This is a genomic window from Desulfobulbus sp. (assembly GCF_031547805.1).
Lineage (GTDB): Bacteria > Desulfobacterota > Desulfobulbia > Desulfobulbales > Desulfobulbaceae > Desulfobulbus.
Genome location: NZ_JAVBRQ010000001.1, coordinates 33,637 through 59,026, shown reverse-complemented (window position 1 = coordinate 59,026; position 25,390 = coordinate 33,637). Strand labels below are relative to the sequence as shown.

Sequence of the window (25,390 nt, the reverse complement as noted above, 5' to 3'; positions counted from 1 at the left end):
TATTCGAAGGGATGCTTCGCCATGCAGATGCCCGGAGGCAGTTTGCTAGAATGGCAGAAACGGTCCGGTACGGAGCGCGCATGTGCCCGCGTTTTGGTCAAGGTGCGCTGGGCCAATGGATTTCAGTGTCCCGTATGCGGCGGCACAAAAGCCTACCCCATCGCTTCGCGCCATTTGTACCAATGTGCCCAGTGTCGTCATCAGGTTTCGATAACTGCGGACACTTTGTTTCATGCCACCAAAATTTCCCTGGTCAAATGGTTCTGGGCTATTTATCTCATGGCCTCGGATAAAGGTGGGCTTTCCGTCCTTCGAGCATCCAAGCATCTGGGTGATCCATCGGCGAAGTTGCGTGGTGTGGATACCTAAATTCCTGGCTGCCTCGGAAATCTTGTACCCCTGATCCGTGACCAGATTGACTGCCCCTTCCTTGAATTCGTCCGTGTATTGCCGGCGTACTGTTTTTTCCATGTGAACATCTCCAAAGGGCATCCTAAACGCTCTTAACTTTGTGTCCACTCTTTCTGGGACAGGTCATATCATGAGCAGTAACATGAAGAAGTTTATCAATGGAACCTTCCATGGGGTTTCGTCTCGGTACCTCCAAGAGTATCTCGATGAATTCTGCTACCGGTTCAACCGGAGATTTTGGAAACCGGAACTCCCGTTCCGCTTACTCAACGCTTGCCTGGCCCATACCCCAACCAAGATTGCTGACTTTCATTCAGAGCCCTTTTCCTTTATGGTGTCCGCTCCTGCGGCTCCTTTCAGGGCGTTGGTGGTGAACGTGCCGTTCGGCAGCCATTCGAGATACCCATCAAAATTACCGAGTTCCATTCAACCATATTGACAAACGAGCCCGCTGTAAATAGACTTAGTCAACGACTTAGTTTATTTGTGGGGGCAAGTATGCAACAGGTAAATATCCATGACGCCAAGACAAATCTTTCGAAGCTGATCGAAAAAGCAGTTCGGGGTGAGTCGTTTGTCATTGCCAAATCCGGCAAGCCCATGGTGACGGTGAGCGCCTATACGCCGCCGCCCAATCCCGCCAAGAGACTCGGCTTTCTCAAGGGCAGGCTGGAAGTGCCGGAGGATTTCGACTCCATGGGCAAGGAAGCAATCCAGAGCATGTTCGAGGGAACGGAATGAAGCTGCTTCTTGATACGCACATGCTGCTCTGGGCTGCGGCTGGAACGCTTTCGCAAGAAGCCGAGGCAATGGTGCTTGATGGTGACAACACGCTGTACTTCAGCCCAGCCAGCATTTGGGAAATAGGTATCAAGAAAAGCCTTGGCAGAAGCGATTTCAAGGTCGATCCGGAAGTACTCCGACGCGGACTCCTGGACAATCAGTACCAGGAATTGCCCATCACTAGTCTGCATGCCCTGGCAGTCAATGATCTGCCCCAAATCCATAAAGACCCTTTTGACAGGATGCTCCTTGCACAGGCTAAGGCTGAAGGCATTTCGCTTCTGACTTCGGACAACGCTTTGTGCGAATATCCGGGTCCGGTCATATTTGTGCCGAAGCCGTGATTTCAAACTAACGATTTAGCAAATTCCCGAAGCCTTTTTTCTCCTCACTTCTCCTCACCGCCTGCTCAGATGCCGGTAGAACAGGCCGGCCAATGCCAGGGGAAACCCTGTGGCGACCATGAGCGATTCCACGGACACGGCATCGGCCAGCGGTCCAAAGACCAGAATGGCCAAGGGCAGGCCGCTGGCGGCAACGATCTGGACAATGGAAAAGACGCGGCCGAGCATTGCCGGGTCCGCCGTCTGTTGGACGAAGACGGTGCTCGTGGTGGCGAACACCGGCATGATGAAGCCGGCCAGGCCGATAATAACGAGATACACCGCAAAGTTATCGACAAAACCCAGCAACCCGACCAACAGGCCGAACACGGTCACGCAGAACGCAATGGCGCGGGGTTTGTCCGCGTACTCTCCTCGCCAGGCAATGAACGCGCCGCCGAGGATGGACATGCCCGACCAGGCGAGTTCGTTGGCCGTCAGCCGCCAGACTTCCCCGCCAAAACTGCGGGCGATCATCAGGGGACTCAGCACTGCGGCCGGTGCCACCAAAAAGAAGAACGCGGCGTAGCAGAAAAGAAAAAGGCGCAAGGCGCGGGTTTCGAACATGAACGACAACCCGCGAAGCATTTCCGCCCTGGCCGACCTGGGCTCGACATTTTGGGCCGCGTGTCCGGCCTCGATGCACCACAGGACGCCGATGGCGGCCGTCGCGGTGACCACATCCACCATCATGGCCCAGGCCAGGTTCACACTGCCCAGAAGAAGCCCGCCCGCCGCCGGCGACAGCAGCATCAGCACCGCGTTGACGGTTTGGTTGATGCCCTGCACCTGGTTGAGGCGCTCCGGCGGGACAAGTTGGGTATACAACGCGGCCGAGGCGGGGGCCTGCACCCCGCCGCCCAACGAGCGAAGTGCCAGTACGCCGAGGATCAGGAACAGGCTCTCGCTCCCGGCCATGAACACAAAGGCCAAGGCCAGGGTTGCCAGGGCGACGAGGCCGTCGGAGCACATGATCAGCCAGCGGCGGCTGTAGCGGTCGGCCCACACGCCGCCCCAGGGCAACAGCACAATCTGCGGCACGTTGCAGGCGATGGTGGCCAGCGTCATCCACAGGCCGGAGGTCGTTTGCAGGGTGATGTGCCAAACCAGGGCGAAACCGACAACGGCGGAACCGAAAAGCGACAGGTTTTGGCTGACGAGGAAAAGCGCGGCCTGTTTTCTCCAGGACCGGGGAAACGGGGCAGGGGCGGGCATGTGATTCTCCTGAAAAGAAAAAGCCGCCGGGAATATCTTCCCGGCGGCTCATATCTGTCGACAACAGACGAGTCGAAAAGGAATTTTGTTTCCGTCAAAAGACCGCGCCCAGCCGTCGAAGGCTGAAGCCGGTCGAAATGGTCAGGAAACAAAATGCATGTTCGTCTCTCCTTTCAGGTGATTGGGTCAACTCTTTGTTTTCTTAGCTGTTGTTGGGGCAATGGCTGCAGAAAACGAACAAGGAACGCCCACTGAGCGTCCCGCGATGGATTGCATATACTATTCGTTCGGCCCACAAAGGTCAATGGCCATGATCACCGAGCGCATGATGCTTTCTTCTCCCCAGCCATCCGCTTAAAATGCGAACTTGACCGCACTGATCAGGGTCGTGGCCTTGTCGGCACTCTCGCCCCATACGCCTTGCTGCACGCCGATATTCACCCGCAGGGTATCGTCGATTGGCATGACGAGGCCGGCGGTTACCGCCATGATCTGCGCATCGTTTTCGCCCGTCAGATAGTCGTGGCCGTAGTTCAACTCCACCTCGGGTTGCAGCCAGGGGAGGACCTGATAGCCCAGTGCCAGGTCCGCGTTGAACGTTCCCCTGGCGTTTTCCCGTTTGCTGCCGAAGGGCAGGGCAAAGCCGATGTCGCCGTTGAGCGTCCATCGCCCCCAATCCTTGGTGGCGACCAGGGTCTGGTTGAGGCTCCAGAATTCCTGGCCGGTACCGATTTCGTCCTGGCCGGAACAGCTGCCGGTCGGAATGGTCATCCCGGCGATATAGGCGATTTCCAGGTGGAGCGCCTCGTCGTGGTAAAAACGATAGCGGCCGCCCACCTCCAGATCGGTGAAGTCTTCTCCCCGGACCGGACCGGCCAGGGCGCCGTCCCCGTCGAAATCGTTGTCGTTGTCCTTCAGCCAGCTGTAGCCGCCGCTGATGTTGAGGTCGACGTTGTCGACCAGGCCAGCGGTGAACGAGAGACCGACGTTCTGCTCGCGGAAGAGTCCTCGACCGTGGGCATGGCCGCTTGCGCTCCAGGCCCGTTCGGAGCGGGTGTAGGCAAAAGAGGGTTCCAGTTCGAAGTGGCCTGGATCGACCGGCGAGGCATCGGCGGTGTTGATCTTGCCGTGTTCGATGACGATCTCTTCGGGCGCGGCCTGCGCTGCCGGGGCGATTCCCAACAGGCAGGCCAGAACGACTGCGGTCGAGGACTGGGACATGCGTGGCTCCTGGAAGTGTTCGAGCGGTGTAATTTGGTAAAAAAACGTTGTTATTGTAAGATTCCGTTCGACGGCTGCGCCATGAGGGAGGTCTGGGCCTCGGTGCTGTCCATGGAGGCCTCGATGGCGGCATAGAGCAGGTCGACGGTCAAGTCGTTGGGATGCCGTTGGAGACGACGAGAGAGATAGAGCAGGTTCTCCAAGGTTTTTCCGGACAGCTCAAGGGTGATCTGCGCTGTTTTCATTCCATGTCCCCTCCTGCACGCTGTTGCCAGCCGTGGTTTTTTGTTGATTATGTATCGCAACGACTCTGTGTTTTTCCGATGCTTTTTCGTTCCGCTCCAAGGCGGCGCTGTTGTTCGGCGTTGAAACAAAAAGCCCCGGACGACTTTTTCCGGCCCTGCAACTGAAGTGGCGTCCCGCCGGCAAACGGAACGCCCGGAGTGACATGGCAACCGGATACAATCGTGGACACGGAAAAAGCCGCCGGGGTTGAGCTGTCGATCCTACCGGCCATCCTGCCGGGAGGTGCGTTCGAACACAGCGATCAGCTGTTGCACCGCCGCCACTGCCGGCAGGGTGCCGTCCGCAACGCTCCGCTCCACATCCTTGATGATTTGGTTCACTCCCGGATGCCTGGCAAAGAGCGAGCGCAGGTGGTCGTCGAGCATGTCGTGCACCCATTTGATGTTTTGTTCCTTGCGGTGCCGGTTAAAGACGCCGGACGCGGCCGTGACTTCCCGGTATTTGAGCATGACCCGCCAGATTTCGTCGATGCCTTCGTTGGTCAGGGCCGAGCAGGTGTAGGCATGCGAGGCCCAACCCTCGGTGGACGGCTGCAGGTAGTGGAGGGCGCGTTCGTATTCGGCGCGCGCGGTTTCGGCCGGGAGCTTGTTCTTGCCGTCGGCTTTGTTGATCACCAGGGCGTCGGCCAGTTCCATGATGCCTTTCTTGATACCCTGCAGCTCATCGCCGGCACCTGCCAGCATCAACAGAAGAAAGAAATCGACCATGGACCGGACCGTGGTCTCGCTCTGGCCCACCCCCACGGTTTCGATCAGGATCACGTCGAACCCGGCCGCCTCGCAAACCAGCATGGTTTCACGGGTCTTGCGGGCCACGCCGCCCAAGGTGGTGCCGGCGGGCGAAGGCCGGATGAAGCAGCGTTCGTCGCGGCTTAAACGTTCCATGCGGGTTTTGTCGCCGAGGATCGAGCCGCCGGAGATGGAACTGGATGGGTCTACCGCCAGCACCGCCACCTTATATCCCAGTTCGATGAGATGGCAGCCGAAGGCCTCGATGAAGGTGGATTTGCCCACTCCCGGAACGCCGGTGATGCCGATGCGGATGGAATCGCCGGTGAAGGGTAGGAGGATCTTGAGTACCTCCTGCGCCTTGTCGATATGATGGGCCGCATTGCTTTCCACCAGGGTGATGGCCCGGCCAAGTACTGCCCGGTCGCCGTGCCGCACGCCGTCGGCGTACTCTTGGGCGGTGAGCTGGGGGCGGCGATGACGAACCATCGGCCTTTTTCCCTGACGAGCGCCATCGTAGGCGCTGATGCCGTCGTGCCCGGCCTCCACCCCGTCCATCACCCGGCAGGCAAACCCTTCGCACGGGCCATCGGGAACCCACTCCGGCGTTTTTGTCTTCGGCGTCATGTCGTCTCCTTGCGTGTTGGGATTGGAGCGGCGCCCCTCCGACCGAAACCGGAGAGGCGCCGCTCAGGGGGCGTCCTTTATTCGGCGTGCAGCCGGGCCTTCAATTCCTCCATGATTTTCATGGCCGCCACCGGGATGACCGTACCGGGGCCGAAGATGGCCGCAGCCCCGTTTTCCCGCAGAAATTCATAGTCCGGCGCCGGGATGACGCCACCGATGACGCACATGATGTCCGGCCGGCCCAACTTCTCCAGTTCCTGTACCAGGGCGGGCAAAAGTGTCTTGTGGCCGGCGGCCAGCGAGCTGAAACCGATGATGTGGGCGTCGTTTTCCACGGCCTGTCGGGCCGCCTCCTCCGGGGTCTGGAACAGGGGCCCGATGTCGACGTCGAATCCCATGTCGGCAAAGGCGGTGGAAATGACCTTGGCGCCCCGATCATGTCCGTCCTGACCCATCTTGGCCACCATGATGCGCGGCCGCCGACCTTCCAGTTCCTCGAACTCCCTGGTCATGGCGATAACTTTCTGCACTTCTTCCTTGTCGCTGAATTCCGATTTATACACACCAGATATCGATCGGATCACGGCCGTGTGCCTCCCCCATTTTTTTTCCAGGGCAAAACTGATTTCACCCAGTGAGGCCCGCGCCCGGGCCGCCTCAATCGACAGAGCCAGCAGGTTGCCCTCGCCGGTTTCGGCGCAGTGGGTCAGGGCATTGAGCGCCGCCTGACACTTGGGCTCGTCACGCTCGGCCTTGAGCTTGGCCAAGCGCCTGAGCTGGGCCTCGCGCACCGCCGTGTTATCGACCTCCAGGGTATCGAGGGCATCTTCCTTGTCCAGGCAGTAGCTGTTAACACCGACAATCTTCTCGCGACCGGAGTCTATACCGGCCTGACGGCGGGCAGCGGCTTCCTCGATGCGCATCTTGGGCAGGCCGGTTTCGATGGCCTTGGCCATGCCACCCAGATTCTCCACTTCCTGGATCAGATCCCAGCCGCGTTTCATGATGGCGCCGGTCAGGGCCTCCAGGTAAAAAGAACCGCCCCATGGATCGGCCGGTCGCAGGATGTTGGTTTCGTCCTGCAAATACAACTGGGTATTGCGGGCAATGCGGGCCGAAAATTCGGTGGGCAGGGCGATGGCCTCGTCGAGCGAGTTGGTGTGCATCGACTGGGTATGGCCCAGGGCCGCGGCCATGCCTTCGATCGCCGTCCGGCAGACGTTGTTGAAGGGGTCGCCCTCGGTCAGGCTCCAGCCCGAGGTCTGGCTGTGGGTCCTCAAGGGCAGGGATTTGACGTTTTGCGGGTTGAAACTCTTGATGATCTTGGCCCAGAGCACCCGGGCCGCGCGCATCTTGGCGATCTCCATGAAGTAGTTCATACCCTGGGCCCAGAAAAAGGACAGGCGCGGAGCAAAGGTGTCGATGCTCATGCCGGCGGCAACACCGGCACGGGCATAATCCCAACCGTCGGCCAGAGTGTAGGCCATCTCGATATCAGAGGTGGCGCCCGCTTCCTCCATGTGGTAGCCCGAGATGCTGATGCTATTGTACTTGGGCATATTTTTTGATGTGTAGGCGAAGATGTCGGAGATGATGCGCATCGAATTCGCCGGCGGATAGATGTAGGTGTTGCGCACCATGTATTCCTTGAGGATATCGTTCTGGATAGTGCCGCCCAGTTGCGACTGCTTGACCCCCTGTTCTTCGGCCGCGACGATGTAGAAAGCCATGATTGGCAGAACTGCGCCGTTCATGGTCATGGAGACCGTCATCTGGTCGAGCGGAATGCCGGCAAAGAGCACGTTCATATCCAGGATCGAATCCACCGCCACGCCGGCCTTGCCCACGTCGCCGACCACACGCGGATGGTCCGAGTCGTAGCCGCGATGGGTGGCCAGGTCGAAGGCGATCGACAGGCCCATCTGGCCGGCGGCCAGGTTGCGGCGGTAGAAGGCGTTGCTCTCCTCAGCCGTGGAGAAGCCGGCATATTGGCGCACGGTCCAGGGCCGCTGCACGAACATGGTGCCGTAGGGACCGCGCAGATAGGGCGGAATGCCGGCCATGTAGGAGAGATGATCCAGGCCATCGTAATCCTTGCGGGTGTAGAGCGGTTTGACGTCGATCTGTTCGACCGTCCGCCAGACCAGTTCCTCGGCGGAAAGGCCGGTTTCCTTTTTGATGTTGGCGGCCCAGTCCTGGTAGCAGGAGGGCTTTACCTTGGACTGCAAGGCGATGGTGGTAAAATCGGGCGCGCTCATGCGGTCACCTCCAGATGTTGTTGCAGTTTGGTCAGCAGATCCAGGGCGTTGACCCGGACGTGCAGGAACTCGTCCACTCCGGCTGCCTTGAAAGCCTCGACATGTTCCTTGGGGAATCCCGCGAGGATGACCATCATGCCGGGGTCGCCGGCCTTGATCTGCTGAGCCAGGGAGGGAACGATATCGGGGTAGGTGGCGTCGGTGGAGCAGATCACCACTGCCTTGGCCCCGGAATCGAGCGCGGCCCGTGCCGCCTCGTCCACGGTGGCAAAACCGTTGTTGCCGATGGTCTCAAAGGCACCGACATTGAAGAAGGCGGTGGAGAAATCGGCACGGGCCTTATGCTGAGGAATAGGGCCCATGTTGGCGAGAAAAAGTTTGGGAGTGACGCCGGTGCGGGCGGTATGGGCCTCGGTGGCCCGGCGGATCTTTTCAAAAGGCTCGGCGGCGCGATGGATGTTGAGCGGCTTGACGACAATCTCCTTGGTCTCCACCTGGAGAGCGCTGGTCACCATACCCAGGGTGGCCCCCATACGGACAGCTTTGATGGCTCGGGTCACCACTTTGCTGTCGAGAGTGGAACAGCATTCGTTGATGGCCGCAAGGGCCGCAGCACAGGCCTGTCCATCGACGCTGCTCGCATGGGCCTTGACGGCCCGGCTTCGTTTTTCCTTAAACCCCTGGTGATCAAAGGGCTCGGCCAATTGCCGTTTTTCCAGCAAGTTTGGGTACATGTTGGTGCCGACGAGGCGGTCGGTGCGGGTGGCGACGTTTTTTTCCCGCTGGGCTGCGGTTTGCGCCACCGAATCCTGGGGCACGCCCTGTTCGAGGGCCGTGGCCATGCCGCCGACCGCCTCCACGTCTTGGAACAGTTTCCAGGCCTTTTCGGCCAGTTGGGCGGTGATCTTTTCCACATACCAGCAGCCGCCGGCCGGATCGACCACCTTGTCAAAATGGCCCTCCTCCTTGAGCACGATGTGGACATTGCGGGCAATGCGGCGGGAGAACTCGTTGGGGGTACGGAAAATCTCGTCAAAGGGGCTGACGTGCATGCTGTCGACGCCGCCGGCAATGCCGGAAAAGGCCTCGGTGGACACCCGCAGCATGTTGACCCATGGATCGACCTCGGTCTTGTTCCAGGTTGCGGTTCGGGCATGGATGACCATCTTTTGTGCCTCGGCATCGCCGCCGAAGGATTCGACTACCTGTGACCAAGTGAAGCGCGCGGCGCGGAATTTGGCGATCTCCATAAAGAAATCGTTGCCAATGGCAAACTCGAAACTCATTCGCGTGGCAATGTCGTCGATACCAAGCCCCCGTTCCAGCAGGGCACGGATATAAACCACGCCGGTGGCTAGGGCAAAGGCGATGTCCTGGACCGCGTTGCCACCGCTGTTGCGGTAACAGTCGGTGCCGACCGTGATGGTTCGCAGTTTGGGGGCATGATCCATGGCCCAGTGGGTAAGCTGTGCCATCCGGTCGTAGGCGGCGGGCAGCGAACAGGAAAGTCTGCCTTCCACGGCCAGGGTGCCCAAGGGATCAACCACCAGGGAACCCTGCAAATCCGCTAACGGTTTACCCTGTTCCTCAACCAGGGCGGCGACCAAGGATGCCGGTGCAATACCTAAAACGCCGCAGGTGATTCGGCAAGGCTGAGCGGTCAGATCAATGCCGGTCAGGGCAATTCCAGCATCGCGGAGCGTGGCTAGAGATAGCCCACCTTTCCCAACCATCTCCGCCGGCGCCTGGTCCGGGTCCTGGCCGCTCAGGGTGGCCCGGTCAAACACGATATTGAGGCTGTTCTGTCCCCGGGTGAGGTCGTATTGGGCGGCTCGGTTGAACTCCTCGGGGTCGGCCAAAGTAATCTCCTGGGCAATGTTCCAGGCGTTGACTCTATTGCCCGAGGCAGCGGTGCCGCGCATGTAGGGCGTCTCTCCCGGCTGAGAATCCACCTGCGGCAGGCCGTCGAGGTCGTGCATGAAGTACATGGGCTGGATGTCGATGCCCTCGTAGGTCTTCTTGACCAAAGTCTTGTCAAAGGGCTTGCCCTTGAGTTCCTTTTCCACCGCCGCCAGCCAGTCGGCATGGGTATTGGCGGGAAAATCGTTGAGAATATCCAATGCTGTTCCCATTCCACTCTCCTTGTTTCTTGTTGAACAAAAAACCCCCGGCCCTAATGGACCGGGGGTTCCCCTGTTTCCGCACCGTCGGCCCATGCCGGTTGGCATGGAGATCGAATGGATGCTGGGATCAACAACGGGAACCACGGCCGCTTGCGCTGATCTGAAAATCGGCAGGTCTTCTGGCTTCCGGATCGACCTATTTTCCGCGCCTTCCCGATCGTGGGCGATCAGTGGCGTCGTGCGGATTTCGTCCCCGGTTACAGCGGCCGGACCGCAACGGATTTGCACCGTTTTCCCTGTTGGGCCATATCGATATGGCACCGATTTTCTTGTAAAAATAAAACCGTATTGCTGTTAGACTGTTTTCGATGGGCTCCGGACAAAAAAAATCCCCGGATCAATGCGCCATTGATCCGGGGATGCCCTGGTTTATCCACGTATCGATGCCTTCCCCGGTCCAAGGGGAAAGCCTTGTTTGTTTTCAGGCAGGTCTTCTGACTTCCGGATCGTCCTCCGGCTGCGCCTTCCCAACCATGTGGTCAGTGACATCTTGCAGCCTTTGTCCCCGGATACAGCGGCGGGCCCGTCCCCGATTCACACGGGGTTCCCTTTTTATCCTTGCGGAACCTGAAACATTGAATAGGGGATAGTTACTGCAAACATGGATATTTTGTCAACAGATAGCTGGAAAAAAAATATTATTAAAAAATAATTTTCTAGAATAATAAAGCGCAATTATACATTTCTCATTTAATTTTAAAATTAAATGAAGTGGCGATCGGTGCTGTTTAACTATAACTATTGATTAGTACTGAATAATTTATTTGTTTTCCTGATGCGCTTGTCCATATTGTGATTGCCGTCAAAACGACGGGAAAAATCAAAAGATCTCGGGCCGTGTCCAAAGCCGGAGCGCGGCCATCCCCGGACATTCACTCAACGTGGCCCGGCAGAATACCGGGCCACGTGCTGTAAATTCGAATGTCAGTCGGTTAGTTTGTCACAGGTGGGCCATGGCCACCTTCAACTGCTCGACCCACATGTCGGCGATGGCGTCGTACTCGGCCAATCCTTTCATTACCGGCACGGAATCGATACCCGCCTTGGCCAGTTGGCTTTTCCAGGAGTCGGGTTCGTCACCGGCCATGTCGTTCATGGCGTGGTCGCCGGCTACGGTCATGAAGGGAATGAGATAGGCTTTCTTGATCTTCTTCTGCACCAACTGCTCCCTGATCTCCTCAAAGGAGGGCGAGCCTTCCACGGTGCCCACGTACACATTGGGGTCCGTTTTCTGGGCCTTGTACATCATGGCGCTGTAAATGGCATCGCTGGGATGATGGGTGCCGTGCCCCATCAGCACTACCGCCTCGTTGGCCTTCCGTTCCTTGGGCACCGCCCGGGCGAGGACTTGCTTGAGGGTCTTGTCCATGGTGGCGTCGCTGACCAACAGCGGCTGGCCCACCATTACCTTGCTGAAGCCACCGTCCATCTGGCCGAACAGGCGGGCGTTGTCGTACAACTCATGAAATTCGATGCCCGGAATCATGTGCAGCGACTGCACCGCCACCTTGGTGTAGCCGTCGTCCATCAAGCGGGCCAGGGCCATTTCGGGCGAATCGATACGGGTGCCGCTTTTCTCCAGTTTTTTCCGAATGATCTTCGAGGTATACGCCCATCGGACCTCAGCCTTGGGAAAGGCTGCCTTGACCCGTTGCTCAATGGTGCGGAAGGCCGCCTGGGCGCTTTCCACGCTGGTACCGAAGGTGACCAGCAAGATGGCCGGTCCCTTTTCCTGCTTGACCGGATGAGCCGCCAGGCACCATTCGGCCTGAAGGCCGGCCAGCAAAAGGGCCGCGCAGGCCAGTGCCATCCACTGTTTTTTCATCGGGTTACTCCACATACCGGATTCTCCTTTTGGATTTGAGTTGGAAAAAAAGCCATGGATGCACCATCCATGGCGGGGTTACTCTCTTGTTTGGGGCGGCCGTTGCGGATTGATCCCTTCGTCCGGGAAGTCGTTCCGCAATAGGGTAAAGTAATCGATCCGATCCTGAAACCGTTTGTTCCGGGTGACGGCGGTATCCACCGTCAGGCAGCAATGGCCGCCGGGTTGGGCTAGGACCTCTTCCCCCCGTCGATGTCCTTGGGGAGGCATCCAGATACCCCCGCCTTCCGGGGAACACACTGCTACGGCCGCCTGTTCTATGGTGCGGACGCCGCCCAGCAACCGGACCGTGTCATCGAATTGCGGGCTGAAAATAACAGCCAGATCCGTACCTTCCTTGGCACCGGACAACACCAGTTCGGGGTGGTACAGCGCGGCTTGGGGCATGAGGCATACCCGGGCCGGGCCACAGTCAAAGGTCGGGAACCGTGCATTGTCACGGCAGGGCGGATCGTCCCACGGGTACACTTTCGGTTCGGTCTTGCCGTCGAACCAAAGAGCGGCAGCACCGGCGGCCGTGGCGCGGATCAGCGTCGCCTTCAAACCGGTGGCCGTACACCAGCGGCGCAGTCTCTCCAGTTCGTTGTCGCTGTAGTCGCTGGTCGGCAGGATGTGCAGCACTTTGCCGGAAACGGCTGTCGTCGAAAGCGCGGCGAAGCGCGACGCCGGGGCTTCCTCCGGATCGAGGCAATGGCACCAAACCGACAGCCTGCCCGGCGGTGGCAATTGCAGGAAAGAAGTCAGATCGGCGATCCCACCCATATTGAGATAGCAGGATCGCATATGCGCCCGGGGCCGTGCGGCCAGCCGTTTGAACCGTTGCCCCGCTTTCAGCAGGCCGTCGTCGTTCAAGGGCAGATCGATTCGGATCAGCTTCGAAGTCCGCGCGCATTTCCGCAAAAGCAAGGTGCCGTGCGGGCTAACCAGAATCGAAGAGGCCTGGCGGCAATCCATGAGCACATCCTGGCCGGTCCGATTGCAGGCCGCCACGAACAGGCCGTTTTCCAGGGCCCTGGCCCGCCATATTTCCAACGGATCGATCCCGGAGGGCGGCCAATTGGCGGGTACCAGCAAAAGCTTGGCTCCGCGCAGGGCCGTTACCCGTGGCATCAGGCTGTGGTAGGAATCGGAGCAGATCAGCACGCCGATCCGTCCCCAGGGGGTTGTGAAGGTGTTGTCCTGGTCGGGATCGCCGGGGCAGGCCCAGCGAAATTCGGCATTGATTTTCCGGTAGCGGCAGAGCACCGTGCCCTCCGGCCCCAAGACAAAAGCACTGTTGAACAGCATGCCGGTATGCGGCTCTCGCTCCGCCATGCCGACGCAGAGGTAGTAGCCGAAGACCCGGCACAATTCGGCCAGTTCGCGCAAGGTCGGTCCGTCGGCGGTTTCCGCATACGGCTCCATGTCGCGGATGTTGGCGAACGAGTAGCCGGAGAGGGCGAGTTCCGGCGCAACCACCAGCTGCGCCTTTTTTTCCCCCGCCTCCCAGCACAGATCCAGCAAATGCTGCCGGTTGCGTTCCGGCTGCTTATGCTCTACGGCCAGATGCAGCAAGGCCAGTTTCAGGGATGGCATGTTTCCCTCCGGGCAAAGGCGTCGGCCGGCCGGGGCACCGGTTGACGGGGGGCCGTTTGCTCCTCTATGCAGGCACGGGCCAAGGTTCGATAGAGGTCACAGGCTAGAAACCGGGCCGGTGCGGGGTTGAACAGCAATCGGCTGGGGCAGTCGCCGGGGCAGCGCTCCATCAAAGGGCAGGCACCGCAGTCGTGCCGCAGCGCCGCGAGCGACGGCGACAACAGAGGCAACACCGCGGCGGTTTCGGCAGCAGGCAACTCGAATCGCTCGTCGGCCAAGGTCTGGCCGCAGGGAAAACAGCGTCCGTCCGGGTGCACGGCCAGGCTCGTCCCCGCGCCGGCTCGACAGAACGTTCGAGCCGATTGCCGGCCGGGCAAGGCCAGCATCCTCCGTACCAGGTCCCATTCCCGCAACCGCAGCGGCGTTTCCCGCTGTCGGTTGATGGCGGTCAAGGCCCGGACCAGCGCTTCGACCCCGCGGATGAGCGCCCCGGATTCGGCGAAACCGGGGGATTCGGCATGCGCCCCGGCATGGCCCTTCATCACCAGCAGATCGAGCCCCAGGCCCCTGGCCTGCCGGAACGCCGCCAACAGCCAGGCCAACCGGTCCAGTTGGTCGGCATTGCGGCCGCAGACCACCGTGGTCACCCGGAAAGGGATTTTTTGCGCTTCCAACAGCATCAGGCCGCGCAGGGTCTCCGTGGCCTGGCCGCGCAAACTTTCCTGCATCCAGGGCGAACCGTCGAGGCTGACTCCCACCTGGAGGTGAAACCGACCGATCAAATCGACGATTTTCCGGTCCAGGCAGGTGCCGTTGGTTTGCATGGCCATGGTCCAGGGGCGCGACAGCCGTCGCGCCCGTTCGCCCGCCGCCTCGATCAGGTGCGGCACCAGGCAAGGTTCGCCACCGGTCAATTGGATGTGCAGCGGTCCCGTGCCGGATGCGGCCAGGGCAAACGCCTGATCCATGGCGGCGCGGTCCATGTCCCGATGCGTTGCCGGCGTACCGTGGTAGCAATAGCGGCACCGCAGGTTGCATCGGGTGGTCAGGGGCAGGATCAGGTAATCGATCCGGTGGGCGGCGGGGTGCGGTCGTGATTGTCGGGCCATCGGCATTTTATCCTTGCAGAACCCTGATCCAGCCGTTGCCGGCGGACGCGATCGATACGTTTTGTCCATTCAACTTGCCACCCTGTTTGCCTGTTTCCGGCAACCGGACGATAACGCAAGGTCCGGTCGCCGGTTGGCTGTTGCCTAGAAATGCAGCTTCAAGCCGCCATACACGGAAAGTCCGGGCATGCAGTATCCGCCTTCGGTGTAGTTTTTGTCGAACAGGTTGTCGACACGGGCAAAGAGGTCCAGGTTCTGCAGTGCCTTGTAGGTGGCGGCCAGATTGACGGTGGTCGTGTCGCTCTCTTCCCAGCGGACCGAATTCCAGCTCGGATCGTTGAGCGGAACAATTTCGCTGTCCTGCCACCTGACAGTGGCGGCCAGGGTCAGTTTGTCCATCGGATAGAAGGTGACGATGAAATCGACCTTGTTGCGGGGCAGGTATTCCTTGCGCGTCCATTCGTCGGTAAATTGGTCGGCCTTGTAGCGGGAATCGATGTAGGTGTAGGCCAGATCGAATCGGACCTTCTCCCAGGGGGAAACCCGGAAATAGACCTCCACGCCCGAGTTTTCCCCTTCGCGGGCGTTTTCGTAGCGAGAACTCAGGTCGTCGAAGATGATCATGTCGTCGAACCGGGTGGCAAAATAGGTCGCCCCGAACTGCACCTTGCCGTCCATCAGGGACTGATCGATTCCCAACTCATAGCCGATGCTCTCTTCCGGCTGCAGGTCGGGATTGCCGATGGTCACCAGCCTTCCCCCAACGAGATATCCGCCATAAATTTCGTACAATCCAGGGGTGCGGTAGCCGGTGCCCACATGGGCATGCAGCTTGGTACCGATGTCCTTGAATAGGTAGGCGGCGGACGCTTCCCAAACCACCTCGCTGTCGAAAACCTCGTGGTCGTTGTAGCGGCTGCCCAGGTTGATGAACAGGCTGCGATCCAGCAGGGCAAACTGAGCCTGGGCAAAGACATCCTTGTTGTCCCACGACTCGTCGAAATTGACTGGGGTGTAGTCGCCGGCATACTTGTTCCGCGGCTCCCGGCCTTCATAGTCCGATTTTTCGTAATCGACGCCCAGGTTCAGGGTCAGCCACTCGCTCGGATGCAGGTTGTGCTGCATCTCCACGTAGCTGGTCTTGCCGTCGTAGTCGGACCGGTCGCCGTCGGTGCGCGACCAAAAATAATGCCGTTCAGTGGCGCCCTGCGACCCTTTGAGGGAAAAATCCCACAGGGATGAAAGGGTCTGCATCCAGTTCAACCCCACCTGGTACAGCTGGCCTTCGCGGTGTTGATCGGCATAGGCCTGGTTCTTCACCAGGTTGCCGTTGCTGTCGAGCGAGGGCGAACTTCCCAGGGCCAGGTCGGTATCCGAGAAAATGCCGTTGAATTCGACGGTGGTCCTGTCGGTCGGCTTGACGCCCGCGCCAAAGGTCGCGCCGGTGTTGTCGTACCAGTATCCGTTGGGACCACCATAGTTTTCGCCATCGGTGGTGATATATATCGGGTTGAAATCGATATAGTATTTTTCCTGGCCGTAGGCGACTCGCCCGTTGGTGATCGAGGTGCCGTTCGGCCCGAACTCGTTGCGCCATTCCGCCGCCAGGCCGGATTGCCATTTCCGCGGGACGATGTTGATCACCCCGCCCATGGCCTGCGAGCCGTACAAGGTGCTGTTGGTGCCCTTCAGGATCTCCACTCGCTCGAGATTGGAACCGCTGAACATGTCCTCGATAAAATATTGCAGGGTGGTCTGGGTGTCGGCGGCGTCGCGCAGGGGCATGCCGTTGTATTGGTACTGGGTGTACTGTGCTCCCGCTCCCCGGATGCTGATGTTCGACCATTGCCCCAAGCCGCCGTTGGCGCGAAAAAAGACCCCCGGTTCATTGGCCAGCAGTTGCGGCAGGAAATATTGCTGGAGTTCGTCACGATCCTCGCTGGTCACGACATCTATGCTCTTGGTCGCCTCCCGCCGCGACGTTTCCGTCCGCGAGGCTGTCACCACGATATCCTCGGCCTGGTGCACGGCTTGCGATTCCGTGTCGGTCTCCCGGTCCGGCAGTGTCTCGGCGGTGGCCGGAGCCGCCAGCAGCGGTACCAGGGCCAGGGCCCACACGAACCGATCGATCTTCACCTGCTTCTTGATGTTCATTCTTTCCTCCTTGTTGTTTACGGTTGTGTGAAAGAAGCAGGACACGATGCATGCGCCGTCAGGACGCAACAAACGTGCGTTCGTCGTCGCCTCGGCGAATTCCTGCGCGTCACTGCATCCTCGGCAGTATTCGGCACAGCATCGGCAACCGGCAGGTCTTCTGACTTTCCCTCCGTATCGAGGCCTTCCCGGGCCAGGCGGCCCAGTGGCTTCGTCTCGATACGGTTCCTCGGCCGTTTCGGCCAGGGAGGGATCACAGCGGCGGGACCGTTCCCGTTTCGCACGGGATTCCCTTGCACGCCTCCGGTTCGATGTCCGGAGGCGACCGGCTGCCTGAAAATAGGTGTTCGATTCTACATGTCGGCGTTTTCCTCCTCTGCCCGGTTATGGGCCGGCGGGGGACACAAGGTGGCCATGGTCCGCCATTTGTCGGCAAAACCCAGGGCCAGGGCCCGGCATGCCAGGGCAATGAAATCCCGGTTGCCGGTGGCCGTCCGGTCCGGGGCTAGATGCCTGCGATACTCGTCCAGCCGCCCGTGATCGCCGCTGACCGCGCAGGCGGCCTGGGCACCGAAACTGGCCATGATCTCGCTCCAGCACGTCGACGGCAGCACGCCCCAGGCGATTTTGTCCTTGAGATGCGCCAGGGCGGCGATGGCGGCGACCGTGAGCGGGTCGCGTTCGATCGCATAAAAATTGTGCCGCAGCAGCTCGGCCTGTTCATGGTCGAGAGAGGCGCAGATGCCCGCCAGCATGGTTTCCCGCGTGGCCCCGAATCGTTCCAGATGGATTTTGGCCGAACATTGACCGCCCGGGGTCAGATGGTTTTGGCGGGCTAAGGTGCCCCTGATCGCCTCGGCCACGGCCTGGCCGATCAGTTCCCCCAGCTTGGCATGTTTGCCGGCGCTGGTCAGCGGTGTCTCGTCGCTTCGCATGGCCGCCACGCCGATCTGGTCGGTGCCGGTGCCGGTGGCCAGGCCGTCGGAATAGCGGGAATTGACCGCCAGTTCCTGGAGCACGGCGGTCTTGGCCTCGGTGGCTGTCACGATGCAGCGGACCAGCGCTCCGGGAATCAGCGGTTTGCCGATAAACAGCATGGTGTTGATCGTGCCCGGTCCGGGAACCACGGTGGCCGGCGGCAATCGTTCGAATCCCTCGGCGGTTTCCGCCACCGAGGCCGGATCGCCGGCCCGGCCGGCATTGCCCTCGACCCCGCCGGTGCACACCGCGGCTACGGTCAAATCACGGAAGCTGTGCACCGCGATGCAGGCGTTGCGCATGTTGGCGGCGGTTCCCAGGGTGGCGCAGTCTCCGTCGGGAAGGCCGTGCTGCGCGCAGACCGCGCGCCGGTACGCGGCGGGATCGCGGTAGGCAATGGCCGGCAGGCGATGGCAGTGGCCGGCGGGCTCGCAGCTTTGATGGTTGTAGAGGTAATGCAGGTCGGTGCGCAATCCGCCCGCCACCCGACAGGTGGACAGCACGTCGTGGGGCCTGAGGAAACGGGCGTAAATGATTTTCTCTTCCCGGTGTATTTCCACGCCGTGGTAGAAGGTGTCGATGCGCATGATTGCTTCCTTAAACGAGATTTCGCTCGATCAATCCCTGGCCCTGTTGACCGAATGCAGGGCCAGCCAGAAAAACGAAAGGCCTAAGCCCAGCAGGACCAGATAGTCGATCCACCTGGCCGGATGACCCAGGCTGCTGGCGCGAATGGCAGACGAGGCGTGGGTCAGCGGCAGGCAATGCAGGGCGGTCTGGACCCAGGCCGGCAGCTTGTCCACCGGAAAAAAAGTGCCGCCCAGAAAGGCCATGGGCGTGATGATGAAGTTGGTCAGCAGGCTCTGGTCGGCGTGCGATTTGACCAGCATGGCCATGGCCACCGCCAGGGCGGCGAAGACAAAACAGTTGAGCAGTACCGCCAGCCAGAAGAGCGGGCCGTAGCACAGCACCACCCCGAAGGGCAGGGCCAGCAGCAGAATCACCAGCACTCCCAGCAGCGCCCTGGTCATGCCGGCCAGGGTTTCGCCTGCCACATAGGACAGATTGCTGATCGGCGAAGCCTGGAATTCCTCGAAAATGTTCCAATAGAAGCGGGCCACGTTGATGTCGGTGGCGATGGCGAAGGCCTGGGTCATGCTGGCCATGGCCACCAGGCCGGGGAGGAGGAAATGCAGGTAGGACTGCTCGCCGAAGCGGATCAGGTCGCCCATGGCATAGCCGAAGGTGATCAGGTACAGGAGCGGCGATACCGCCATGCCGGCCAGTTGACGCTTGAAGCGGTATTTGAGGATGAGCATCTCGCGGAGATAGACAGCGATAAATCCGTGCATCACGATACCTTTTTTCCTGTGAGGTGCAAGAACGCGTCCTCGAGGTTGACCCGGCGCAGGGTGAAGCCGCAATCTTGCGCGGCGGAGTAGGCCGTGGCTTCCTCGCGGGTGGCGAAATAGCGGGTTGCCATGGCCTCGCCATCGACCCGGTCGATGGCCCAGGTGCCGAGGCCATCCATCAGGGTTCGCGGCCGATCCAGGGCCACGATCCGTCCCCGGTCGAGGAAGGCCACCCGACTGGCCAGGAATTCGGCCTCCTCGATGTAGTGGGTGGTGAGAAAGATGGTGGCGCCGTCCTGCTGGACCCGCTTGATCAGCGCCCAGATGCGGCGGCGGATGGCCGGATCCAGACCCACGGTCGGTTCGTCGAGAAAGAGGATCTTCGGCTGGTGCATCAAGGCGCGGGCGATCATCAGCCGCCGCTTGAGACCGCCGGAGAGTTGCTTGACCGGCTGGCCGGCGCGGTCGGCCATCTCGACGTAGTGCAGCAGCTCGGCGCTGCGCGTCTGCCGCTTGTCGGGCGGCATGTCGAACAGGCGACCGTGGATGTCCAGGTTTTCCCGCACGCTCAACTCGCTGTCGAGATTGATATGCTGCGGCACCAGGCCGCACTGCCGCTTGGCGGCTCGGGGTTCGGCAACGATGTCGTGGCCGCCGATGAAAACCCGGCCGCCGCCGATCCTGGTCAGGCCGGTGAGGATGCGGATGGTGGTGGTCTTGCCGGCGCCGTTGGGGCCGAGAAAGGCGAACAGTTCGCCCGGATCAATCCTGAGATCGATACCCGCCAGGGCTTGGGCGGTGCCGTAGGATTTTTGCAGTTGCTCGATGCGGATCATGATGCGTGTGGTCAAACGGGTCGCGGAAGCATTTTTGGTCTTTTCAAGGCCGAACCCATCCTAGAATCGGACGGCCAGGCCTACCTCGAACGACTGGCCCTGCCTGGGGTAGTATTCGTTGGCATATGGGCCGTTGCGGCCGATATCGCCGGCATTGGCGTAGAGTTCCCCGGAGGAGTTGTACACCGACTCGATCTTCTCGTTGAAAAGGTTGCTGGCCAGAAACCACAGCGACCAGGTTTCTCGCTCGTAGCGGATGCCCAGATCCACAGTTTTGCGCGTCCCGTATTCGATCCGGTTGAGATAATCGACAAAGTAGGCGCCGGTGACATTCAGGTCCAGGTTGCAACGGAGATGCTCCATGGGAAAGAGGTCGACCCCGACGGTGTACTTGTACTTGGGCACATGATTGAGCTGGTAGCCGTCCAGGTCTCTGAATCCCTGGCTGGTCAATGTATCCCAGGTAAAGACCCGTTCCCGGCCGCTGGTCCATTCGGCTTCCATGTAGGTGCCGGAGAGCCGGTAGCCCAGAAATTTGGTCAATACGCCGCTCATTTCCAACTCGATACCGTTGTGTTCGGAATCGCCGGTATTTTTGTAGCCGGCGTAGGATTGGCTGGAATCGTAGAATACGGCGAATTTGTCCTTGTATTTGATGTGGAACAGGGAGGCGTTGAGATTGGCCCAGGGGGCGAAGCGTTGCTTGTGGCCGATTTCGTAGGTCAGGCTTTCCTCCGGTTTCAGGTTTTCAGGGAGGTTTTCGGGGTTCATGTAGGACATGGCCGATTCGTAATACATGGCCACCGGATACCAGTAGGAGGTCCCCACCGTGACATAGGTGGTGGCGTCTTCGTGCCAGTGGTAGGCCGGAGCGACGGACCAGGGATACTTGTCGTAGGTCGCATCGACCCGTTTGCCGTTGCGGTTGGCCACATTGTAGCGGACGTCGTCGCGGCGCAGGCCCAGGTTGAGTTCAATGCGGTCGCCGAAGAAAAATTGGTTCTGGAAAAAAGGCCGTATCGTTTCTGGTCGAAATCCATGTCCGCATTGCGTTTGCCGCTGACATGGCTGGCGCTGCCGGGATTGGTGGGATAGCTGCGCGCATTGTCGAAGTCGGTCAAGTCCATGTCGGCGCCCAGGGTGGGAGTATAGCGAACCGCGCCGCTTCCCAGGTGCAGTCCCCCGGAAAGATTCAATAGGTATCGATCCTGGTTCCGGTCTTCCTCATAGACGTTGTTGGGGGCGGAATAGATCTGGTAGCGGGAATTGTAAAATTCGTCGAAATGGGTGAAGGCGGCCAGGGCATTGACGAAGCTGTCGGCATCCTTGCGCCTGTAATCCAGGGCGGCACCGGTGGTCTGCTGGTCGGAATCGTTGTAGGAGAGCAGGGGGCCTCCGGGCCTTTCCCGGAATTCGTCGGCCCTGCGGTCCTGGTCCAGGGCATAGCGGTTCTTGCCCCGGACGGTCTCATAGGTGTTGTCGGTATAGTTCAGGTTGAGGCCGAGCCGGCTTTTGTCGTCGATGCTGTAGCCGCCTTTCAGGCGCAGGCTGCCACGGGTTTGGTCGTCGTGGAGGTAGCCGTCGGTGTTGGTGAACGAGCCGTTGGCGAAATAATCCCATGGTCCCCGGCCACCGCTGACCGTGGCCGAGGTATCCGCGGTGTTCCACGAGCCGTAGGAGACCTCGACCTCAGCCTTGGGCGGCTGATCCTTTTTGCCGGACTTGGTGACGATGTTGATGACGCCCCGGGACGAATCCGCGCCGAAGACCGTGGTGCCGGGCGAGCGGACGATTTCGATCCGTTCGATATCCGACACCGGAATGGTTTCAAAGCTGGTGTAGCCGGATTTGCCCAGATCCTGAGGCACGCCGTCCAGGAGCACCAGCGGACCGCCCGAACTGGAGGAACGGGTGCCCCGGATGCTCAGATAGTATTTGGAGGCACCGTCGTCAAAAACGCCCGGCACCCGGACCAGGGCGTCGCCGATGTTCTTCACGCCCATGATTTCCAGATCCCTGGCCGTGATCACCGAGATGGAGGCGGGGGTGTCCACCATTTTCACATCGCGGGTGGCCGCGACCACCATCTCGTCCAACTTGACTTCCTCATTGGCCGCATTTTCTTCCGCTTGTCCGGCCGCGGGACCGAACAGCACCGGCATACTGAACACGATACCGGCGCAGAGTGTTCGCACTCTCCGTTGCATATTTTTTTCTCCATTCACAAGAAAAATAAAAAGATTTAGTCGTTGTAACGCATTGTTAATGAAGGCGGGCCGCGGCATCGGCGCGCAGGGCCTGCACGCTGTCGGCGATTTCCATCAGCGGCTGCCGGCGAACCCGATGGGGCAGGACCAGGTCGGCGGCGGTGTGGATGTCGGCGGTCGCCACTTCGGTCCGGCCATCCAGGGCGGCCAGGGTCTTGGCGGCCTTGAGCATGATGATGTCGCCGCGATGGCCGTCCACCCCGACTTCCAGACAGGTGCGGGCGATCTCGAACAGCAGCGGCCGCTCGACCTTGACCTCGGGATAGAGCGCGCGGGCGGTGAGCAGCCGGTCGGCCAGGGCCGCGGATTCGGCCTGCCAGCGCGCGGCGAATACCGCTGCGTCCAGGTCGAAGGCGGCCCGCCGTTCCATGATCGCCACCCGGTCCTCGGCGGTCCGGATGCCCTCGATGGTCACGCAGAGGCCGAACCGATCGAGCAACTGGGGCCGCAGTTCGCCTTCCTCGGGATTCATGGTGCCCACCAGGGTGAAACGGGCCGGATGGGAAAAGGAAACCCCCTCGCGTTCGATGGTGTTGACCCCCATGGCCGCCGAATCGAGCAGCACGTCGACCACGTGGTCGTCGAGCAGGTTGACCTCGTCGACATACAGGATGTTGCGGTGTGCCTGGGCCAGGATGCCGGGTTCGACCCGTTTTTCCCCCTTTTTCAGGGCGTGCTCGAGATCAAGCGTGCCCACCACCCGGTCCTCGGTGGCGCCGACCGGCAATTCCACCACCCGTACCTTGCGCAGCACCGTCTCCGGGAGTGTCTTCGGTGCCGATTCGCCCTGCAGGGTGCGGCGGATTTCCTGGTAGATCCCAAATTCCCCGTCGGGATCGAGTTGATAGGGATCGTCGCCAAACATCGGAATTTCGGGCAGGATGTCAGCCAGGGCGCGGACCGCCGTCGACTTGGCGGTGCCTTTTTCGCCGCGGATCAGTACCCCGGAGAGGCCGGGATTGACGACATTGAGCATTAGGGCCAGTTTCATGGCATTCTGGCCGACAATGGCGGTGAAAGGATAGATCGGGCGGTTGTTCATGGGTGCTGTCCTCGGACGATGTCGACCAGGGCCTGGGCCTTGAGGTCGTCGATTTTGAAGTATTGGGCGGCCATGGCCCCGGCCAGCCGCCGGGCCAGGCCGAAGGTGACCAACCCGGCCTCCTCGGTGTCGACCACCACGGTGCGGATGCGCCGGTCCCGCGCCAGGGCGTCGGCCAGGCGGAGCGATTCCTCCACCGGTTGGCCTTCACCCAGGGCCACGTTGCTTTTGCCGTCGGTGATGAAAATGACAATCGGCTGGGCCGTGGGATTCTTGACCAGGTAGTTGCGCACCTGTTCGTGGCTCTTGACCAGGCCGGCCGACAGGGGCGTGCGGCCGCCCACCGGCATCTCGGCCAAAAGACGGCCGGCCAGGTCCACCGAATTGGTGGGTGGCAGGTTGACTGTTGCCCCGTGCCGGCGAAAGGTGACCATGGCCACCCGGTCGCGTTTCTGGTAGGCGTCGAGCAGAAGCGACATCACCGCACCCTTGGAGGCGGCCATGCGGCCGCGCGCCCCCATGGAACCACTGGCGTCGACCACGAACAGCAGCAGGTTGCCAATCCGTTTTTCGCGGATCTTGGTGTGCAGATCTTGTTCGCACAGTCGCACGGCCAGGCCGTCGCCGCTTTCGGCGCGCTGCCGCTGGAAAGGGGCCGCGGCCCGCAAAGTGGCGTCCAGGGCGAGATCTTCACCGGGGCGTTGGGCGCTTTTCACGTACCGGCCCTTTTTTTGGGCGATCCGGCTGCGGGAGCGCCGTCCCGATCCCCGCCGTACCATCCGGTCCTTGATCGCATGCAGCGGCTTGACCCTGAAGGTGGAACCGATCTGGAACAGTTGGTCATCGCGGCCGGCCGTCGGCGGCGATGGCGTCTCCTGCGGTTGCTCTGGCTCCGGCTTTTGGCCGGCATCGTTGCTCTCGGTTTGGTCGGCCGGTGGCGAGGGGGGCGGGGAGGCATCCTGCGGCGGCTGGGTTTGCGGCGCCGGGGCATCTTCCGGCTGGGATTTGTCCCGCTGTTCCCGATCGTTTTCGGAGGACGTGTCTTCCGATTGTTGATCGGACCGCTGCCCGTCCGGCGGAGGAGCCGGAGGTTGTTGGGCATCCCGTTGCCGATGGAGGAGCACCATCGGCGCCACCGCCCGGACATGGTCGATGCTGACCTCGGTTGCACCTTCTAGGGCGGCGAACGCCCGGGCGGCCTGTTCCATCACCAGGTCGGCGCGGTGGCCGGCGACGTTGTTTTCCCTGCACAGTTCGCCGATGAAGCCGCGCAGGCGGGCCGTGACCCGTACCCCGGCCAGCAGGGCGCGCGCCCGGGCCAATTGGCCGGCCAGTTGGTCGCTTTCCTGTCGGTAGCCGGCGAGAAAAGCGGCCGGGTCGCGGTCGAAAGCCTCCCGTCGCTCCATCAGGGCCACCCGTTGTTCGGGATCGTCGCAACCGCGGATCTCCAGGCAGAGGCCGAAGCGGTCGAGCAACTGGGGCCGCAGTTCGCCTTCCTCTGGATTCATGGTGCCCACCAGGACGAACCGTGCCGGATGCCGGTACGAGATGCCCTCGCGTTCGATCCGGTTCTCACCGCTGGCGGCGGCGTCGAGAACAAGATCGACGATGTGGTCGTCCAGGAGATTGACCTCGTCGACATAGAGCAGGCCGCGGTGGGCGCGGGCCAGCAGTCCGGGAGCGAAGACCGCCCGGCCGGTCTTGAGCGAACGCGGGAAATCGATGCCGCCGGCCACCCGGTCCTCGGTGGCGTTGAGCGGCAGCTCGATCAGCCGTGTCCGCCGAGTGACTGACTCCAGGACGGGAAAGCGGCGTTGGCACTCGGGGCATCGGTCCCCGTTCGGTCGGGGCGAGCAGGCATTGGCGCAGCCTCGCACCACCTCGATTTCCGGCAGCAGTGCCGCCAGGGCCCGGACCATGGTCGACTTGGCCGTACCTTTTTCCCCCCGGAGCAAAATGCCGCCCATGGCCGGATTGATCGCGGTCAGCAGCAAACCCTGCCGCAGCTGTTGCTGGCCGACCATGGCCGCCAGCGGATAGACCGCGCGTTCCATGCCCGCCTCCGGAGGTTGCCGCC

General features: G+C 61.0%; 19 protein-coding genes, 3 pseudogenes and 3 riboswitches. Of the genes and pseudogenes, 4 read left to right on the top strand and 18 right to left on the bottom strand.

Annotated elements, in window-relative coordinates; genetic code table 11:
* Window positions 1-21 precede the first annotated feature (21 nt).
* Window positions 22-369, top strand: a complete 348-nt coding sequence (locus RMR13_RS15310; protein ID WP_409070236.1) for a transposase — start codon at window positions 22-24, stop codon at window positions 367-369.
* Here RMR13_RS15310 and RMR13_RS15305 read toward each other — a convergent pair.
* Window positions 334-471, bottom strand: a pseudogene (locus RMR13_RS15305) (transposase); the annotation flags it as partial. The gene RMR13_RS15310 and the pseudogene RMR13_RS15305 overlap by 36 nt on opposite strands.
* A 64-nt stretch (window positions 472-535) precedes the next feature.
* Between RMR13_RS15305 and RMR13_RS00225 the strand changes: the two are divergent.
* The 3 genes and pseudogenes from RMR13_RS00225 to RMR13_RS00215 all read left to right on the top strand — a co-directional run.
* A pseudogene (locus tag RMR13_RS00225) lies at window positions 536-703 on the top strand (transposase); the annotation flags it as partial.
* Window positions 704-909: 206 nt separating this feature from the next.
* Window positions 910-1,152, top strand: a complete 243-nt coding sequence (locus RMR13_RS00220) for a type II toxin-antitoxin system prevent-host-death family antitoxin (protein ID WP_310598626.1) — start codon at window positions 910-912, stop codon at window positions 1,150-1,152.
* Entirely contained in the window at window positions 1,149-1,538 is a 390-nt protein-coding gene (locus RMR13_RS00215) for a type II toxin-antitoxin system VapC family toxin (RefSeq protein WP_310598625.1), read from the top strand. Before RMR13_RS00220 ends, RMR13_RS00215 begins: the two co-directional genes overlap by 4 nt.
* A 54-nt stretch (window positions 1,539-1,592) precedes the next feature.
* On the opposite strand, the gene RMR13_RS00210 is transcribed toward RMR13_RS00215, so the two are convergent.
* The 17 genes and pseudogenes from RMR13_RS00210 to RMR13_RS00130 all read right to left on the bottom strand — a co-directional run bounded on the left by RMR13_RS00210 (window position 1,593) and on the right by RMR13_RS00130 (window position 25,367).
* Window positions 1,593-2,792 (bottom strand): MFS transporter, encoded by a 1,200-nt coding sequence (locus RMR13_RS00210; RefSeq protein ID WP_310598624.1) that lies wholly within the window; start codon window positions 2,790-2,792, stop codon window positions 1,593-1,595.
* A 354-nt stretch (window positions 2,793-3,146) separates the two neighbouring features.
* Window positions 3,147-4,013 (bottom strand): transporter, encoded by an 867-nt coding sequence (locus RMR13_RS00205; RefSeq protein ID WP_310598623.1) that lies wholly within the window; start codon window positions 4,011-4,013, stop codon window positions 3,147-3,149.
* A gap of 50 nt (window positions 4,014-4,063) precedes the next feature.
* Window positions 4,064-4,258 (bottom strand): hypothetical protein, encoded by a 195-nt coding sequence (locus tag RMR13_RS00200; protein ID WP_310598622.1) that lies wholly within the window; start codon window positions 4,256-4,258, stop codon window positions 4,064-4,066.
* 261 nt (window positions 4,259-4,519) lie between these two features.
* Window positions 4,520-5,674 (bottom strand): methylmalonyl Co-A mutase-associated GTPase MeaB, encoded by a 1,155-nt coding sequence (gene meaB / locus RMR13_RS00195; RefSeq protein WP_310598621.1) that lies wholly within the window; start codon window positions 5,672-5,674, stop codon window positions 4,520-4,522.
* A 77-nt stretch (window positions 5,675-5,751) separates the two neighbouring features.
* Window positions 5,752-7,932: a methylmalonyl-CoA mutase gene (scpA, locus tag RMR13_RS00190; RefSeq protein ID WP_310598620.1), complete on the bottom strand. Its 2,181-nt coding sequence runs from the start codon at window positions 7,930-7,932 to the stop codon at window positions 5,752-5,754.
* Window positions 7,929-10,064: a methylmalonyl-CoA mutase family protein gene (locus RMR13_RS00185; RefSeq protein ID WP_310598619.1), complete on the bottom strand. Its 2,136-nt coding sequence runs from the start codon at window positions 10,062-10,064 to the stop codon at window positions 7,929-7,931. The genes scpA and RMR13_RS00185 overlap by 4 nt, the downstream gene beginning before the upstream one ends.
* Window positions 10,065-10,206: 142 nt before the next feature.
* Window positions 10,207-10,395, bottom strand: a riboswitch (cobalamin riboswitch).
* A gap of 126 nt (window positions 10,396-10,521) precedes the next feature.
* Window positions 10,522-10,701, bottom strand: a riboswitch (cobalamin riboswitch).
* Window positions 10,702-11,055: 354 nt separating this feature from the next.
* Window positions 11,056-11,940, bottom strand: coding sequence for a sirohydrochlorin cobaltochelatase (locus RMR13_RS00180; protein ID WP_310598618.1), 885 nt, complete (start codon window positions 11,938-11,940; stop codon window positions 11,056-11,058).
* Between the two features lie 78 nt (window positions 11,941-12,018).
* Entirely contained in the window at window positions 12,019-13,575 is a 1,557-nt protein-coding gene (locus RMR13_RS00175) for a carbon-nitrogen hydrolase family protein (RefSeq protein ID WP_310598617.1), read from the bottom strand.
* Complete coding sequence (locus RMR13_RS00170) at window positions 13,563-14,684, bottom strand: radical SAM protein (RefSeq protein WP_310598616.1); 1,122 nt, start codon at window positions 14,682-14,684, stop codon at window positions 13,563-13,565. Before RMR13_RS00170 ends, RMR13_RS00175 begins: the two co-directional genes overlap by 13 nt.
* Before the next feature lie 144 nt (window positions 14,685-14,828).
* Complete coding sequence (locus tag RMR13_RS00165) at window positions 14,829-16,838, bottom strand: TonB-dependent receptor (RefSeq protein ID WP_310598615.1); 2,010 nt, start codon at window positions 16,836-16,838, stop codon at window positions 14,829-14,831.
* Between the two features lie 132 nt (window positions 16,839-16,970).
* Window positions 16,971-17,183, bottom strand: a riboswitch (cobalamin riboswitch).
* 8 nt (window positions 17,184-17,191) lie between these two features.
* Entirely contained in the window at window positions 17,192-18,403 is a 1,212-nt protein-coding gene (locus RMR13_RS00160) for an adenosylcobinamide amidohydrolase (RefSeq protein WP_310598614.1), read from the bottom strand.
* A 30-nt stretch (window positions 18,404-18,433) separates the two neighbouring features.
* Complete coding sequence (locus RMR13_RS00155) at window positions 18,434-19,168, bottom strand: ABC transporter permease (RefSeq protein ID WP_310598613.1); 735 nt, start codon at window positions 19,166-19,168, stop codon at window positions 18,434-18,436.
* Window positions 19,168-20,004, bottom strand: coding sequence for an ABC transporter ATP-binding protein (locus tag RMR13_RS00150; RefSeq protein ID WP_409070235.1), 837 nt, complete (start codon window positions 20,002-20,004; stop codon window positions 19,168-19,170). Before RMR13_RS00150 ends, RMR13_RS00155 begins: the two co-directional genes overlap by 1 nt.
* Before the next feature lie 60 nt (window positions 20,005-20,064).
* On the bottom strand, window positions 20,065-20,964 hold the full coding sequence (locus RMR13_RS00145; RefSeq protein ID WP_310598748.1) for a TonB-dependent receptor domain-containing protein: 900 nt from the start codon (window positions 20,962-20,964) through the stop codon (window positions 20,065-20,067).
* A gap of 791 nt (window positions 20,965-21,755) precedes the next feature.
* Window positions 21,756-22,061: pseudogene (locus RMR13_RS00140) on the bottom strand (TonB-dependent receptor plug domain-containing protein); the annotation flags it as partial.
* Between the two features lie 205 nt (window positions 22,062-22,266).
* Window positions 22,267-23,313, bottom strand: coding sequence for an ATP-binding protein (locus tag RMR13_RS00135; RefSeq protein ID WP_310598611.1), 1,047 nt, complete (start codon window positions 23,311-23,313; stop codon window positions 22,267-22,269).
* Window positions 23,310-25,367 carry a putative cobaltochelatase gene (locus RMR13_RS00130; RefSeq protein ID WP_310598610.1) on the bottom strand — a complete coding sequence of 686 codons (2,058 nt, stop codon included), beginning with the start codon at window positions 25,365-25,367 and terminating at the stop codon, window positions 23,310-23,312. The genes RMR13_RS00135 and RMR13_RS00130 overlap by 4 nt, the downstream gene beginning before the upstream one ends.
* Between the last annotated feature and the right edge of the window lie 23 nt (window positions 25,368-25,390).

Excerpts from the sequence above, each read along its gene's own strand:
- RMR13_RS00215 (WP_310598625.1), top strand. The coding sequence starts at position 1,149 with ATGAAGCTGCTTCTTGATACGCACATGCTGCTCTGGGCTGCGGCTGGA.
- RMR13_RS00200 (WP_310598622.1), bottom strand. The coding sequence starts at position 4,258 with ATGAAAACAGCGCAGATCACCCTTGAGCTGTCCGGAAAAACCTTGGAG.
- RMR13_RS00210 (WP_310598624.1), bottom strand. The coding sequence starts at position 2,792 with ATGCCCGCCCCTGCCCCGTTTCCCCGGTCCTGGAGAAAACAGGCCGCG.
- RMR13_RS00175 (WP_310598617.1), bottom strand. The coding sequence starts at position 13,575 with ATGCCATCCCTGAAACTGGCCTTGCTGCATCTGGCCGTAGAGCATAAG.
- RMR13_RS00220 (WP_310598626.1), top strand. The coding sequence starts at position 910 with ATGCAACAGGTAAATATCCATGACGCCAAGACAAATCTTTCGAAGCTG.
- RMR13_RS00205 (WP_310598623.1), bottom strand. The coding sequence starts at position 4,013 with ATGTCCCAGTCCTCGACCGCAGTCGTTCTGGCCTGCCTGTTGGGAATC.
- RMR13_RS00180 (WP_310598618.1), bottom strand. The coding sequence starts at position 11,940 with ATGAAAAAACAGTGGATGGCACTGGCCTGCGCGGCCCTTTTGCTGGCC.
- RMR13_RS00150 (WP_409070235.1), bottom strand. The coding sequence starts at position 20,004 with ATGATCCGCATCGAGCAACTGCAAAAATCCTACGGCACCGCCCAAGCC.
- RMR13_RS00135 (WP_310598611.1), bottom strand. The coding sequence starts at position 23,313 with ATGAACAACCGCCCGATCTATCCTTTCACCGCCATTGTCGGCCAGAAT.
- RMR13_RS00130 (WP_310598610.1), bottom strand. The coding sequence starts at position 25,367 with ATGGAACGCGCGGTCTATCCGCTGGCGGCCATGGTCGGCCAGCAACAG.
- meaB (WP_310598621.1), bottom strand. The coding sequence starts at position 5,674 with ATGACGCCGAAGACAAAAACGCCGGAGTGGGTTCCCGATGGCCCGTGC.
- RMR13_RS00170 (WP_310598616.1), bottom strand. The coding sequence starts at position 14,684 with ATGGCCCGACAATCACGACCGCACCCCGCCGCCCACCGGATCGATTAC.
- RMR13_RS00160 (WP_310598614.1), bottom strand. The coding sequence starts at position 18,403 with ATGCGCATCGACACCTTCTACCACGGCGTGGAAATACACCGGGAAGAG.
- RMR13_RS15310 (WP_409070236.1), top strand. The coding sequence starts at position 22 with ATGCAGATGCCCGGAGGCAGTTTGCTAGAATGGCAGAAACGGTCCGGT.
- RMR13_RS00165 (WP_310598615.1), bottom strand. The coding sequence starts at position 16,838 with ATGAACATCAAGAAGCAGGTGAAGATCGATCGGTTCGTGTGGGCCCTG.
- scpA (WP_310598620.1), bottom strand. The coding sequence starts at position 7,932 with ATGAGCGCGCCCGATTTTACCACCATCGCCTTGCAGTCCAAGGTAAAG.
- RMR13_RS00185 (WP_310598619.1), bottom strand. The coding sequence starts at position 10,064 with ATGGGAACAGCATTGGATATTCTCAACGATTTTCCCGCCAATACCCAT.
- RMR13_RS00155 (WP_310598613.1), bottom strand. The coding sequence starts at position 19,168 with ATGCACGGATTTATCGCTGTCTATCTCCGCGAGATGCTCATCCTCAAA.